At 54.2% G+C, this 12,486-nt stretch carries 12 protein-coding genes; all 12 read right to left on the bottom strand.

The features are described from left to right. The 12 genes from ACSFXJ_RS08410 to ACSFXJ_RS08355 all read right to left on the bottom strand — a co-directional run bounded on the left by ACSFXJ_RS08410 (window position 1) and on the right by ACSFXJ_RS08355 (window position 12,438). Window positions 1-2,133, bottom strand: a complete 2,133-nt coding sequence (locus ACSFXJ_RS08410) for an alginate lyase family protein (RefSeq protein WP_435924722.1) — start codon at window positions 2,131-2,133, stop codon at window positions 1-3. Further along, the gene (locus ACSFXJ_RS08405) at window positions 2,123-3,244 is read right to left on the bottom strand and encodes a glycoside hydrolase family 88 protein (protein WP_435924721.1); all 1,122 of its coding nucleotides are present in this window, start codon (window positions 3,242-3,244) and stop codon (window positions 2,123-2,125) included. The genes ACSFXJ_RS08410 and ACSFXJ_RS08405 overlap by 11 nt, the downstream gene beginning before the upstream one ends. Window positions 3,245-3,776: 532 nt before the next feature. Further along, window positions 3,777-4,757 carry a sugar kinase gene (locus tag ACSFXJ_RS08400; protein WP_435924720.1) on the bottom strand — a complete coding sequence of 327 codons (981 nt, stop codon included), beginning with the start codon at window positions 4,755-4,757 and terminating at the stop codon, window positions 3,777-3,779. 54 nt (window positions 4,758-4,811) lie between these two features. Continuing rightward, window positions 4,812-6,527 (bottom strand): ribonuclease J1, encoded by a 1,716-nt coding sequence (rnjA, locus tag ACSFXJ_RS08395; protein ID WP_435924719.1) that lies wholly within the window; start codon window positions 6,525-6,527, stop codon window positions 4,812-4,814. Between the two features lie 247 nt (window positions 6,528-6,774). Continuing rightward, window positions 6,775-7,422, bottom strand: coding sequence for an SGNH/GDSL hydrolase family protein (locus tag ACSFXJ_RS08390; RefSeq protein ID WP_435924718.1), 648 nt, complete (start codon window positions 7,420-7,422; stop codon window positions 6,775-6,777). Between the two features lie 233 nt (window positions 7,423-7,655). Next, window positions 7,656-8,429 carry a class I SAM-dependent DNA methyltransferase gene (locus tag ACSFXJ_RS08385; RefSeq protein ID WP_435924717.1) on the bottom strand — a complete coding sequence of 258 codons (774 nt, stop codon included), beginning with the start codon at window positions 8,427-8,429 and terminating at the stop codon, window positions 7,656-7,658. Between the two features lie 30 nt (window positions 8,430-8,459). Then, on the bottom strand, window positions 8,460-9,362 hold the full coding sequence (locus tag ACSFXJ_RS08380; protein WP_435924716.1) for a CvfB family protein: 903 nt from the start codon (window positions 9,360-9,362) through the stop codon (window positions 8,460-8,462). Continuing rightward, window positions 9,359-9,706, bottom strand: coding sequence for a ribosome silencing factor (gene rsfS, locus ACSFXJ_RS08375; protein ID WP_435924715.1), 348 nt, complete (start codon window positions 9,704-9,706; stop codon window positions 9,359-9,361). The genes ACSFXJ_RS08380 and rsfS overlap by 4 nt, the downstream gene beginning before the upstream one ends. A gap of 29 nt (window positions 9,707-9,735) precedes the next feature. Beyond that, complete coding sequence (gene yqeK, locus ACSFXJ_RS08370) at window positions 9,736-10,311, bottom strand: bis(5'-nucleosyl)-tetraphosphatase (symmetrical) YqeK (protein WP_435924714.1); 576 nt, start codon at window positions 10,309-10,311, stop codon at window positions 9,736-9,738. After that, window positions 10,295-10,888, bottom strand: a complete 594-nt coding sequence (locus ACSFXJ_RS08365) for a nicotinate-nucleotide adenylyltransferase (protein ID WP_435924713.1) — start codon at window positions 10,886-10,888, stop codon at window positions 10,295-10,297. The genes yqeK and ACSFXJ_RS08365 overlap by 17 nt, the downstream gene beginning before the upstream one ends. 129 nt (window positions 10,889-11,017) lie before the next feature. Continuing rightward, window positions 11,018-11,308, bottom strand: a complete 291-nt coding sequence (gene yhbY / locus ACSFXJ_RS08360) for a ribosome assembly RNA-binding protein YhbY (RefSeq protein WP_435924712.1) — start codon at window positions 11,306-11,308, stop codon at window positions 11,018-11,020. 263 nt (window positions 11,309-11,571) lie between these two features. Next, window positions 11,572-12,438, bottom strand: a complete 867-nt coding sequence (locus tag ACSFXJ_RS08355) for a shikimate dehydrogenase (protein ID WP_435924711.1) — start codon at window positions 12,436-12,438, stop codon at window positions 11,572-11,574. Window positions 12,439-12,486 lie beyond the last annotated feature (48 nt).

The following is a 12,486-nucleotide window of genomic DNA, read 5'->3' as shown; positions in this document are numbered from 1 at the left end:
CTAAATAATGACTGCCGCTTCCGGGCCGTTGGCCGATTTGGATATCAGCACGACTTCTCCGAACAATTGCATCCCTTCCACGACATAGGAATCAGCGTGCACGGACGGAACCCGGTGGCTGACGACGAGAATATGTTCAATGCCCGTTTCCGGGAATACGATTTTGCATGCTTCCGCCTCAGTGTCCTCCGCCTGCTCGCCCGTATGGCGGTATACCGGAACCTTCTCCACCCGAGGTGTTTCGCTCATGCCGGGCCGCAGCGGGAACAAAACTTGCATCATCGATACCGTTCCTTTGCCTCTTTTTGTGTAGGTTAGGTTTAAATTCGGTTCCAGCAAATTGTATTCCCTTGAAATGACCCCTTCGGAGACGATGCCCTGCAGACCCTCGGTGTGAACGGGAACGATACAGAGATTCGCTTCCCCTTCGTTGGTTGTGCGGCAAATTAGCGATTTCTCGTCCATCGTCACGGTTCCCGGCGCAAAATGAAACCGCTGCGTAAAGGTATGCTCCTCCTTACAAATAAACCGGTCAACGAGCAGCCAGTAGTAAGGCTTGATAAAAATAATTTTACGCTGCGGATAGACCGGGTCGTCCAAATGAAAATACCCGTCGTGTCCCGCTTCCACGTAGTCGAAGCCCCGCGTACTGATCCATCTGCTGCCCAACGGCTTCGCAATTCTCCCGAAAGACCACGTGTCCTCTATTTCGGTAAACCCGATGCCGTCGACCGATGTCGTATTGTGGGCCGAGCTCTCCTTCAACGCTTTTCGAAGCGGCGTGTGGTCGCTGTAATTGTATCTGCCGAGATCCGTCAGAAGATCCCTTCCGTAGGCATGCAGGTCGAAATGAAGCAAGTCGGCATGACCGTGCCCTCCCCCCAGCGGCCCGCAGTGGAAAAAGAGGTACAAATCCTCTTCGCTCCAGCCCGAACGCATGACGTAATGACCGGAATGCGGGAACGGGCGGGACATGCGAGCAGGCTCCTTCGCCGGCATACGCGAATATTGCTCGATCCCTTCCATCCCGAACAGCCAGGCGTTGTCGTAATCGAGCGTCGGATATCCGCCGTGGCGAAGCTCGGGATCCTGAAACAACCACGCCGCGCAGGTCAGCAGCGAGCGTACGTCGCTGTCGTCGCTGTCGCCCAGCATCGGCTGCCTGTGATTCGGTTTGGCCCAGTACAGCGAGGCGACGGCCATTTGATGAACCGCCTGCTGGAACGGCGCGGGGAGCGAGATGCCGTTGATCCACGAGAAATGGATACACTCGAGATAGCAGGACAGCACCTCGTGATGATAAGTCGGCGACTGCTCCCAATGAATGCCGTCCGGCATCACTTGAATCCCGGCCGTTTGCTTAAGCCTGTCCAGCCCCAGCTGCCGCCACTGTTCCGCCAGACGGAGTTCCGGGAAGAACAGGGCGATCTGGAACAGTCCGCTTGTCTCCAAAACTCCCCAGTTGCTGATCCTTTTCCAGTTCGTAAACGCGGAAGCCAAATATCTGCCGTGCTCGTGAATGGAAATCAGCACTTTTGCCAGGAATCGGGGGTTAAAATGCGGGCTGTCCAGGATGTAACGAAGCGCCTTGATCCAATTGGCTCCCCGCAGCCCCGCCTCGATCGTTCGCCATGCCGGATTGCGCTCAATCCAGTCTTCAAGCTGGCGGCAAAGCGCCGAGGCGTATTTTTCGTCGCCGGTTACGGCATATGCCTGGCCGAGCGCCACCCAATACCGGTGCCGGTTCAGCATATATGTCCATTCCGGGTCATGGTCGGGGATATGACGCCAATCGATTTCGCCTTGAAACGTAACCGGAACCCGAGTCCGTTCCATATCCCATGGAAAACGGAATAGGAAGGTTTGTTTTTCTACCTCGTCCGCCGTCCGTATCACCAGTTCCAATTCATCCAGGCATAACCATTTGACATAATGGGAGATTTGACGCCGCTCCTCATCTTCCATCCTCCAGCTCGGCGTCTCCCTCCGGGTAAAATGCCGGAACAGGGCGTCGAGTGCCTCTTTCCTGTCGCCTTGACCCAAAGCTCGCTTGACCGGGGCCAAAGCGGGATGCTCCAGATTCAGGATTCCGAACACGGCGTCGTACAAAGCTCCCAGACTGTCAGCGCTCATACCAGTACCCTTTCCCGCCGTTTTCCAGACGAATCAGGGCTTCCAGGTAAAAGTAATCTCCCCAGATCATGAAATCATCGGGGGACAATCCCCCTCGGACATGATACGAGCCGTGCTTCAGCAAACCTTCCGCCTCTTCGCCCATCGTGGAATAATTTTGCACCAAAGAGGACATCGAGCTTAGTAATTCGCGTTGAAAGTATGCCTTGTCCGGGTCCCCTTCACGGAGATGTTCGAGCAATTCCTGAAGTCCTGCGGCCACGATGGCGGAGGCCGAGCTGTCGCGGTAAGTGTTTTCGGTTACGGGCACATTAAAATCCCAATACGCGACATGATCCTCGGGCAGCCGCTCCAGGAAGTAACGGGCCATCCGTTTGGACGTTTCCAGGAACAGCGGATTCTGCGTATATCGGTAAGCGAGCGCAAAGCCGTACACGCCCCAAGCCTGCCCCCTCGTCCAGGTCGACCCGTTTGTGTATCCCTGATGCGTTGCTCCCCCGATCGGTTCGCCGGTTTTCGGGTTGAAGAAAAAAGTATGATAGGAGCTGTCATCCCCCCGCACCAGATAACGTCTCGTTTTCTCCACCTGTTTGACCGCGATTTCCCGGTAAGCGGGGTTGCCGGTCTGCTCGCCGGCCCAAAACAGCAGCGGCAGGTTCATCAAGCAATCGATGATGATGCGCCCGCCTTCCTGCGGGTCTCCTTCCGGTCCCCAGGCCTGAATGTACTCGCCGTCCGGACGCCAGCGTTTCAGCAGCAAATCCGCCGCCTGCAGCGTCAAAAGACGGGCATCCTCGTCCTTTTCGACGATCCACCGCGCTTTGGAAGAAAGCGAATATAAAAATCCGATATCGTGATGATCGAGCACCTTTTTCTCCTCATACCGAAGGCGAAAGTTTTCCACGGTACGGATCGCCGCTTGGCGGAAATCGTCGTTCCCCGTATATTCATAGCAAAGCCAAAGCATTCCGCTCCAAAAACCGTTCGTCCAGTCGTCGTTGTCATTCAGCAAATAAGCTCCATCCCTGCTGACGTGAGGAAATTTTGTTCCGAATTTGTCCATGTTAACCCGGATTTTCTTCACCGCATCCTCAATTGCACTGCTCCACATAACCCCTTTGCCCCTTCCATTCGAACATGTCTTATGGTTCATGATACGGAGCGCGGTCCCTTACTCCCAGAGGTGATTTTTGCCTCGATGTGCACAATTTTGACTTTTTAAAAAAGGGAAGGGGCAGGGGGCGATAGATCAACTCGTTGAAGCTGTGATGTCTGACTTTACTATCGTGCTGGATGAGACGACGTTTTCCAATGCTGTATTTGATGCAACAATTTCCTGCGAAATGCCGCCTTAACGGAACCAAAGCTGTAGAAAATACAGCATTTTCAGCTATTTTCCGATAACTAGCCGGAATTTGACGCTAAATGCTGCAAAAAGTGCAACATTATCACACTCGCCCCTCAAAACTAGACGAATTGTTGTAAATAGTACAACATGTGTGGGTTTGAATTAGTGGAATAAGGAGTAGGGGGTGCTGGGTTAGGCTGACAGATACGTGCTATCAATATTTGCTGCTATATTCACGGATATAACGCAAAAAATCCGCCAACCGGTCTCTCCGGCTGACGGATTATTTCAAAACTTAACGCTCGATATGCCCTTTTCCTTGCAAGAGCCGGTCTATTTCCGCGGCGGTCGGCAAGCCTTCCCAATCGCCGACGGCCTGGATCACCTGAGAGCCGATCAGATTGCCCAAACGGACCGCTTCCTCCAGGGAATAATCGCGAAGCAGGCCGGAAAGGAATCCCGCGCAGAAGCCGTCTCCCGCGCCAACCGTATCGATGACCCGCTCCGCTTTGAAGTAAGGCACGGATGTCAGGCGGCCCTCATTGTACAAATAAGTCTGGTCCTCGCCGCCCTTGATCACGCTCACTCCGGGCAGTTCATCCAGCTTCGCGAGAATCGCGTCCATCGATTCCGTTTCGTACAGCAGCTTCAGTTCATCCAAGCCCGGCAGGAAGTAATCCGCCTTCATCGCAAGCGGAAGAAGCGTTTTTCGTGCCTCCTCAACGCTCCAAAGCTTCAGGCGCAGATTCGGATCGAAGCTGACCTTTACGCCGTTTCGCTTGGCCATATCCATCGCTGCGGCAATCGTTTCCGCACAGCTCGGCCCAAGCGCAGGCGTAATGCCGGTCACGTGCAAAATTTTAGCGCCCGCGATGTAGCTCTCGTCGAGATGTTCGGGGCGCATCCGGCTCGCGGCCGATAGCTTACGGTAATAATAAACCGAACTTTTGCCTGCGACATTCTCGCGGATCATGAGCCCTGTCGGGGCTTCGTCCGTCAATTCCGCACGGGATACGTCAACGCCTTCCCCCCGGATCGCCTTGATGACGCGATGCCCGAAAGGATCATTCCCGAGTCGTCCGCACCAGCCGGAGGCATGTCCGAGCCGGGCCAGTCCGATCGCCACGTTACTTTCAGCTCCTCCAAACGAGGGCTCCAGATTTCTTGCGTATTCCAGTCCCTTTCCGCCTTCGGCAATCAGCAATGCCATGCTTTCTCCGAAGGTGACGACTTCGACCTGAGGCCCATCTTGGTGTGAAAGGCTAAAATTGTTCATTTTAAGCTCCCTCCCTGCAACCGATCCTACTATTAAGCATCCAACGCGTTGAACTTACACTTCCAAAATCGAAGGCATGATATGAGGCGTACGTCCAACCTCTTTCATAAAATACTTCCGCATGACCCGGTGTATGGAGCGAATCCAGACGTTCCGGTCGTAGGCTTCCCGCTCGGCTTGTTTTGCCAAGTTTCGCTTCAATACGGCTTCGGCCCTTCTGAGCAAAGGTCTGGCGTCCTGCATGTACACGAAGCCGCGTGTCACAATATCCGGTCCCGCCAGAATTTGTCCGGTTTTGCGATCCAGGCTCACGACGACGATCACGATGCCTTCCTGCGCAAGTTCCAGCCGTTCTTCCATCAGCTCGTCTTCGCGCGCGCGCATCTCGCCGTTGCTGACGAACACTTCGCCTGCCGGAATCGTTCTTCCCCGCTTGGCACGGTTTCGGTAAATCGATAACGTGTCACCGATATTCATGACGAATACTCTGTCTTCCGCGAGTCCCGTTTGCATCGCCAGCTTTTTATGGCTGAGCAGCATCCGGTATTCGCCATGGATCGGAACAAAATATTTGGGACGGATAAAGCTGAGCATCAGTTTCAAATCTTCGCGATTCCCGTGTCCGGAGGTATGAATATCGAAAATCGAGCCGTAGATGACATTCGCGCCTGCCCGCATCAGCGTATCGATCGTCCGGTTGACGTTTTGCGTATTGCCCGGAATCGGGGACGACGAGAAAATGACGGTGTCCTGCGGGTAAACCTGCACCGAGCGGTGCGCCCCCGAAGCGATCCGGCTTAGCGCCGCGTTCGGTTCGCCCTGGCTGCCGGTACAAACGATCAATACCTGCCGGTCTTCATAGCGGTCGATATCCTTTATGTCGATCAGCATGCCTTCGGGAATTCGAATATATCCCAAGTCCTGGCCGATCGCGAACACCTTCTCCATGCTGCGCCCGATGACGGCGATTTTGCGGTTGCACTGCATGGCCGCCTCGACGACCTGCTGCAAACGGTGCACGTTCGAAGCAAAGGTCGCAAATAAAATTCGACCGCCGCATTGGCGGAACGTTTCCAGAATCGAACTTCCGACCCGGCGTTCCGAAGGAGTGAAGCCCTCCTTCTCGCTATTTGTGCTGTCCGCCAAGAGAGCCAGAACGCCTTCGCTGCCCACGCTGGCCATTTTAAACAGATCGGCCGGACGATCCTCCGGCGTAAAGTCGAATTTGAAATCACCGGTATGCACAACCGCCCCATAAGGAGTATCCACAACGATGCCGAACGCGTCGGGAATACTGTGGGTTGTCCGGAAAAAGTGTACCGACAAATGCTGGTAATCGAACCGGTCGTTTTCTTCATACACATGAAGGCGGACATCCCCGAGCATCCGGTACTCCTCCAGCTTGGCGCGGACGAGTCCGATCGTAAGCGGACCTCCATAGACGGGAACCGACAGCTGCCGCAGCACGAACGGAAGGGCGCCGATATGGTCCTCATGTCCATGGGTCAGAAACAAACCTTTGATTTTATGCTGGTTCTGGATCAAATAACTGATATCCGGAATAATGTAATCGATGCCGGAAAGCTTGGAATCCGGGAATTTTAATCCGGCGTCGATAATCACGATTTCATTCTTGAATTCGATGCAGTACATGTTCTTGCCGATTTCGCCGATCCCCCCAAGGGAAAAGACACGTACCGGGGGCGGGGATGGCTTGGGACGGCGGCCGGCCCGTGGCGCATTCGCTGGTTTGGTTTTTACTTCATTCATTATGCCGTTGATCCTCTCTAGAAAAATGCAGACTGATATAAGCCTAATTATACTGAATTTAATCCGCAATAACTATTTAATTTTTGTCGAGACGTAAAAATGCCCCTGACACGCGAGCAAGCTGACGCCTGCAGATCGACCTTCGTCAGCTTGCTTGCTGGAGTATTTTCTATCCGGAGGTTTTACCCCCATAACGGCATTATGAAACACCATCAAGATTTTTCATTTTGTCGTTAAAAGCTCGGTTTTATGCCAACAGACCGTTTCTGCCGACCACCTCAAGCCAACGCTCCGCGATGAGATGGTGCCCGGCCGCTGTCGGATGTACGCCGTCCCATAGCCAGTAGGCTTCGTTCGCCCGCGAGACAGCGGCATCAAAAGCATCCTGGAGTGGAACATGCACCGCGCCGTATTTTTGCGCCAAATCACGTACAATCGCTTGATATCCCGACATCAGTTTAGTCCACTCGTCCCATTTGTCCGCAGTCGCGCCCGTTCTCAGAATGAAAGGCTCGCACAGCACAAGCTTCGTTTCCGGCAGCACTTCCCTGGTTTCTTCCAGCAGATGGACGTAAGCCCTTTCAAACCGGTCCGTTGCGCCGCTCGGCTCCCCGGACATCATTCTCCAGGCATCGTTGACGCCGATTAAGATGCTGATGATGTCCGGCTTCAGGCTGATCGCGTCTTCGTTCCAACGCGCATACAAATCCGACACCCGGTCCCCGCTGACGCCACGATTAATAAACAGCGGTTTATCTTCCGCATGCTCGCATCCAAGCTTCCCGGCAATGATGTACGCATATCCATGCCCCAAAATGTGGTTCAAGTCGGTTCCGCGGTCCCGGTTTCCGTCCGTGATCGAATCTCCCTGAAACAAAATCACTTTGTTTTTCACGATGAACAGCCTCTTTCTTCTCTTTTTTCAAAGTACATATCACTATGGTAAAGGATAATCGATCTCCCCGGCTCTGTCTATATAAGTTGACTCATGAACACGCACGCATTTCTAGCCCGGATTTGATTGGTTATTTTCCAACGAAGCTTTCCCGGTCCGGCATGCCTAAACCTTCACTTGCAAAAAAGAACCTCGCCCGGCAAGGCGAAGTTCTCTCAAATGGACATTTCTTTTTATTTTACCGCTACAAAAAATAGTCTTGCCGCATCCTCCGTCGTCTCCACCCACTCAAAGTCCGCGTAGATGGACACTTCGCGAAAGCCGCAGCGGAGCAGCTCGTGCTTCATCCATTCCGGGTCATAGGCGCGCTGAACATGCGTCTCCTCAAACCGGCGATACAATCCTGGTCCGCTTTCCTCTTCACGGGCAAAAATCGTAAGATGATGTTCAATTTCATCCCGCAACGCGTCCCTTTCACAGGTCCAGATATATGCCACGGAGGGTTCGTCCCAGATGAACGGCTGCTCTTCCTCGTACCGCCGGAACGTATCCGGATGATGAACATCGAACAGGAAGGTCCCGCCGGGCTTCAGCCCGTCATACGTTCTGCGAAACGCGGAGACGATGTCCTCTTCTTCCAGCAAATAGTTCATGCAATCGCAAAAAGAAATGACCGAATCGGACTGCCGGGGCAGCTCCCATTCCGTCATGTCCTGCTGCACCCAGCGTACGCTTCCTTCCCGGAACAAACGCGCCCCTTGGGACGTCCCTTCCATTTTGCGCCGGGCGACCGAGAGCATGTCCGCGGAGAGATCGATGCCGGTCACTTCGAACCCGGCGTTCACTAGCGGGATGGTGATGCTCCCCGTTCCGCACCCGAGATCCACGACGGTCTTCGGCATGCCGTGCTTCTCCCAAGCCATTCGCGCGAACCGGATCCATTCGGGATACGGCATATCTTCCATCAATTCATCGTATACATAGGCAAATTTTCGGTAGGATACCATATTAAGTCGTCGTCACCGCGCTTTCGATCGTCACTTCGGGTCGGATTTGTCCTTTAGTGCCGAAGTGAGGTAAGTCCAGTTCTCGCTTTGCGTGATTTTTCCCTCTTTCATGAGCTTGCCAAGGGCCCGCTTAAAAGCGGATTTGCTGATTCCGAACCGCTGCTTGATCAGATCCGGGGCCGTCTCGTCGGAATAAGGCATTCCGCCGCCGGGACGGCTTTCCAAATAAGCCAGTATCCGGTCGGCGTCTTCGGTCATTCCGATTTCTTTGCGGGGCACCATCGACAGATTGACCCGGCCGTCCTCGCGCACATGGGCCACCCGAACCTTGACCCGTTCACCCAAACGGAGCAGGCGGATGCGTTCGGAAGAATGAATCATGCCGATCGCTCCGAAGCCGAGCACACCTCCGTCCAAGATAACGAAGGTTCCCATCTGCAGCGGCTTGTAAACGATCGCTTCCATCCATTGATTGTTCCAGGCACCCGGCGCATGGAAAGCCCGGGCTGCAAGCTCCTGCTCTCCGGCCAGCTTGGCCTTCAAACGGCCTTGCTTGTCGTGCTCCATGATGACATAGACTTGGTCTCCGACCTGTGGATGAAGCTCCCGGAGCTCCGGGAGCTCACGGATCGGCAGCAGCAGCTGCCGTCCAAGCCCCATTTCGAGGAAACAGCCCAGCCGGGGATGCACGTCGGCGACTTCAAGCAGCCCGAGTTCGCCCAGGGTTAGATAAGGTTTTTTCATCGTGGCGGCCAGACGGTCTTCCGTGTCATAGAACAGGAATACTTCCACCGTCTCCCCGGGCTGTACCTTTCGGGTCAACTCCGAATAATGAAGAAGCACATCCTGCGTCCCGCCGCTAAGAAAATAACCATATGGTGAAACTTCCCTGTCGATGGGAAGCGAAACTATCGTTCCTGCGATTAAGCTCATACGTTCTCCACTACTTTGGCGTCCGACCACAGACGCTCGATATTGTAATACTCCCGTTCATCGCGGTGGAAAATATGCACCACGACGTCGCCCAGGTCCATCAATACCCAGCGGGCGGAGTTCATTCCCTCGATTCCGCGGATGACCGCACCCGCTTCCTGAGCGCGTTTGCGCACTTCCGTGGCGATCGCCTGGACCTGCGTGTCGGAGTTCCCGTGACAGATCACAAAGTAGTCGGCGATCAGCGAAATTCCTTTCAAATCAAGCGCTACGATGTTCATCGCTTTTTTATCTTCCGCGGCGGCCACCGCGGCACTCAACAATTCGTTAGGTGATACCGGCATTCATTCAGCCTCCTGTAGTTTTAGTTACGTTATTTATTTTTGATCTCCTTGAGGAGATCGTTTCGCGCCAGGACGGTCAGCGGAAAAATCGCCTTCCGTTTCTCCAGCAGGAAAGAGATCGTGGAATCAAAGCCCGCGAGCAAAGCCTCTTCCAGACTATGCCCGGCAAGCTCCCGAATCCGGTCAACGCCCGGAAAATCCCTTCCCGGCTCGATATAGTCGGCCAGACAAACGATTTTGTCCAGCTTCGTCATGCCGACTCTGCCGGAGGTATGGTACCGGATCGCATCCAGCACCTCCCGGTCAGCAATCCCGTAATCCCGCTCCGAGATAAAAGCGCCGACCTCGGCGTGCAAAAGCTGTTTATCGTGCTCGAGCAATTCGGGATTGAGGCCGTTGTCGCGGATGACCTCCTCCTGCCGTTCCACCGGCCAAAACTTGGCCAAATCGTGCAGCAGCGCAGCCAAATCGGCTTTTACCGGGTCACCGCCGAACCTTTCGGCCAGAATCACCGACGTCTCCATGACGCCCTCCACATGCTTCCAGCGTTTGGCCGGCATTTGTCCGGAGACGATTTCGATCAATTGCTCACGGCTGTATACCATACAATCCGCTCCTTACGATATAATCATACACGTTTTCGGGAACCATATAACGCACCGAATGGCCGCCCGAAATCCTTTTGCGGATCAGGCTGGAGGAAATGTCGACGAGCGGCATATCCGCAAGCAGCACCGCTTCCTGGATGAACGGAGGCAGCGTATCCAGCTCGAGAAAGCTGCCCGGCCGCTGCAGCCCGATAAACGTGATCATGTCCGTCAGCTCTTCGATGCCTTCCCATTTCGGCAAATAGTTCACCATATCCGCGCCGATAATGAAATACAGCTCCAAATCCGGATGCTCGCCCCGAAGCTCTTTGATCGTATCCACCGTATAGGATACCCCGCCGCGGCGCAATTCGATATCCAGCGGCCGAAAATGGGGATGGCTTTGGATCGCGGCCTTGACCATAGCAAGGCGCTGTTCCCCGCTAACGCCCGCCTGATGCTTATGAGGCGGAATGTGGGAGGGCATGAACCAGACTTCGTCCAGGCCATGCTGCTCCCTCGCCGCTTCCGCAGCGAGCAAATGCCCCAAATGGATCGGATCGAACGCGCCGCCCATAATGCCCACTTTTTTCATGCGTTTCAACCTCCCAAAATTTTCGATTCATGTTCAAAAAGCCGGCTTTCGGCGATGTTATGCGAAAAATCGAAACCGCTATTCCGCGCTCTTACATCGCGATCGAAAGTGACCTATTGAACAACCTCTTTAAGGGAGTTCGATTTGTTTGTATTCTTTGGACTCCTTGTACAGCACGATCGTTCTGCCGATCAACTGCACCAGTTCGGCGCCGGCGCCGGACGCCAGCTCTTCGGCGATTTCCTGCGGATCGTCCAGGTTGTTATTGAGCACGGACACCTTGATCAGCTCGCGGCGCTCCAGCGCTTCGGAAATGTGGCGGATGATCTGGTCATTCGTGCCTCCTTTGCCGACCTGGAAGATCGGTTGAAGATGATGAGCCTGACTCCGCAAAAAGCGTTTCTGTTTACCAGTAAGCATATAAATACATAACCCCTTAAAATGTAAATTAGTTGATTGCTGAATTCGGCGGTACACGGCAGGATTTAGCGGGAAAAGATACCGATAATTTCATTAATATCGCCCCTTTAGGGAAAGTAACGGGAAAAGATACCGTTAAATCGTCTGCAAACGCCATATTGACCTGTTGTCCGGCAAAATAACGGGATAATTTCCAGTTAAATGTTCGCCGATGCCCGGAAATGACAAATTAACGGGAGAACATCCGGCTATTTATTCACTCCTTAACCCAAACTGCTCAAAACCGCAGCTCTCATGGCGTCCACCGGAGCCGTCGCCCCGGTCCAATATTCAAAAGCGTAGCCGCCTTGATACACGAACATCCCGAGACCGTTGTGAATCCGGCAGCCTTTGCGTTCCGCCTGGATCAGCAGCTCCGTCTTCAGCGGATTGTAAATAAGATCGCTCACGACGATCCCTTCGGGAATGAGCGCAGGGTCGATCGGCGATTGACCCGGATGCGGATACATCCCTACGGAAGTCGTATTGATGACGATATCGGCCTTCGGCAGCAAATCGCCGACTTCCTCCATCGAACATCCGTTGAGTGAACCGAGATGGCTCCATTCGTCGGCCAAGGCGCGCGCTTTATCCGCCGTACGGTTCGCCACGGTCACCTCCGCCGGCTTCTCATGAAGCAGCGCGTAAACGATGCCGCGGGCGGCGCCGCCGGAACCGAGCACAACGACCCGCTTTCCCGCCAACTCGGGCTCCGCTTCTTCTTTCAAGGAACGGATATACCCGATTCCGTCGGTATTATACCCTTTGAGCACCCCTCCGTCATTAACGACGGTGTTGACGGCACCGATCGCCCGCGCGCCTTCGTCAATCGCGTCAAGGTATTTCATTACATTGACTTTATGAGGCACCGTTACATTTACCCCGCGGAACCCGAGCGCCCTTACGCCTTCCATCGCTTCCTTCAGGTCATCCCCCAGAACATGAAGCGGCACGTAAGTCCCTTGAATCCCGGAGGCCGACAACGCCGCTCTGTGCATTACCGGGGATTTGGATTGTACAATCGGATCACCCATGACACCGAGCAGAAGCGGCAATTCGTTCCCCGTCCGCGCTTTCTCTAGGACATCCATAGTTCTCCCCCTTTCATCGCATCCGTAAACAACCGGGAACGGCAATTC

Source organism: Paenibacillus salivarius, assembly GCF_051307165.1.
Lineage (GTDB): Bacteria > Bacillota > Bacilli > Paenibacillales > Paenibacillaceae > Fontibacillus.
The sequence above is the reverse complement of the archived record's forward strand: the minus strand, read 5'-3'. Positions and strand labels throughout refer to the sequence as shown.

What these genes read in the sequence shown, in the direction of transcription:
- ACSFXJ_RS08410 (WP_435924722.1), bottom strand. Translation starts at nt 2,133, where the DNA reads ATGAGCGCTGACAGTCTGGGAGCTTTGTACGACGCCGTGTTCGGAATC.
- ACSFXJ_RS08405 (WP_435924721.1), bottom strand. Translation starts at nt 3,244, where the DNA reads ATGTGGAGCAGTGCAATTGAGGATGCGGTGAAGAAAATCCGGGTTAAC.
- ACSFXJ_RS08400 (WP_435924720.1), bottom strand. Translation starts at nt 4,757, where the DNA reads ATGAACAATTTTAGCCTTTCACACCAAGATGGGCCTCAGGTCGAAGTC.
- rnjA (WP_435924719.1), bottom strand. Translation starts at nt 6,527, where the DNA reads ATGAATGAAGTAAAAACCAAACCAGCGAATGCGCCACGGGCCGGCCGC.
- ACSFXJ_RS08385 (WP_435924717.1), bottom strand. Translation starts at nt 8,429, where the DNA reads ATGGTATCCTACCGAAAATTTGCCTATGTATACGATGAATTGATGGAA.
- ACSFXJ_RS08380 (WP_435924716.1), bottom strand. Translation starts at nt 9,362, where the DNA reads ATGAGCTTAATCGCAGGAACGATAGTTTCGCTTCCCATCGACAGGGAA.
- rsfS (WP_435924715.1), bottom strand. Translation starts at nt 9,706, where the DNA reads ATGCCGGTATCACCTAACGAATTGTTGAGTGCCGCGGTGGCCGCCGCG.
- yqeK (WP_435924714.1), bottom strand. Translation starts at nt 10,311, where the DNA reads ATGGTATACAGCCGTGAGCAATTGATCGAAATCGTCTCCGGACAAATG.
- ACSFXJ_RS08365 (WP_435924713.1), bottom strand. Translation starts at nt 10,888, where the DNA reads ATGAAAAAAGTGGGCATTATGGGCGGCGCGTTCGATCCGATCCATTTG.
- yhbY (WP_435924712.1), bottom strand. Translation starts at nt 11,308, where the DNA reads ATGCTTACTGGTAAACAGAAACGCTTTTTGCGGAGTCAGGCTCATCAT.
- ACSFXJ_RS08355 (WP_435924711.1), bottom strand. Translation starts at nt 12,438, where the DNA reads ATGGATGTCCTAGAGAAAGCGCGGACGGGGAACGAATTGCCGCTTCTG.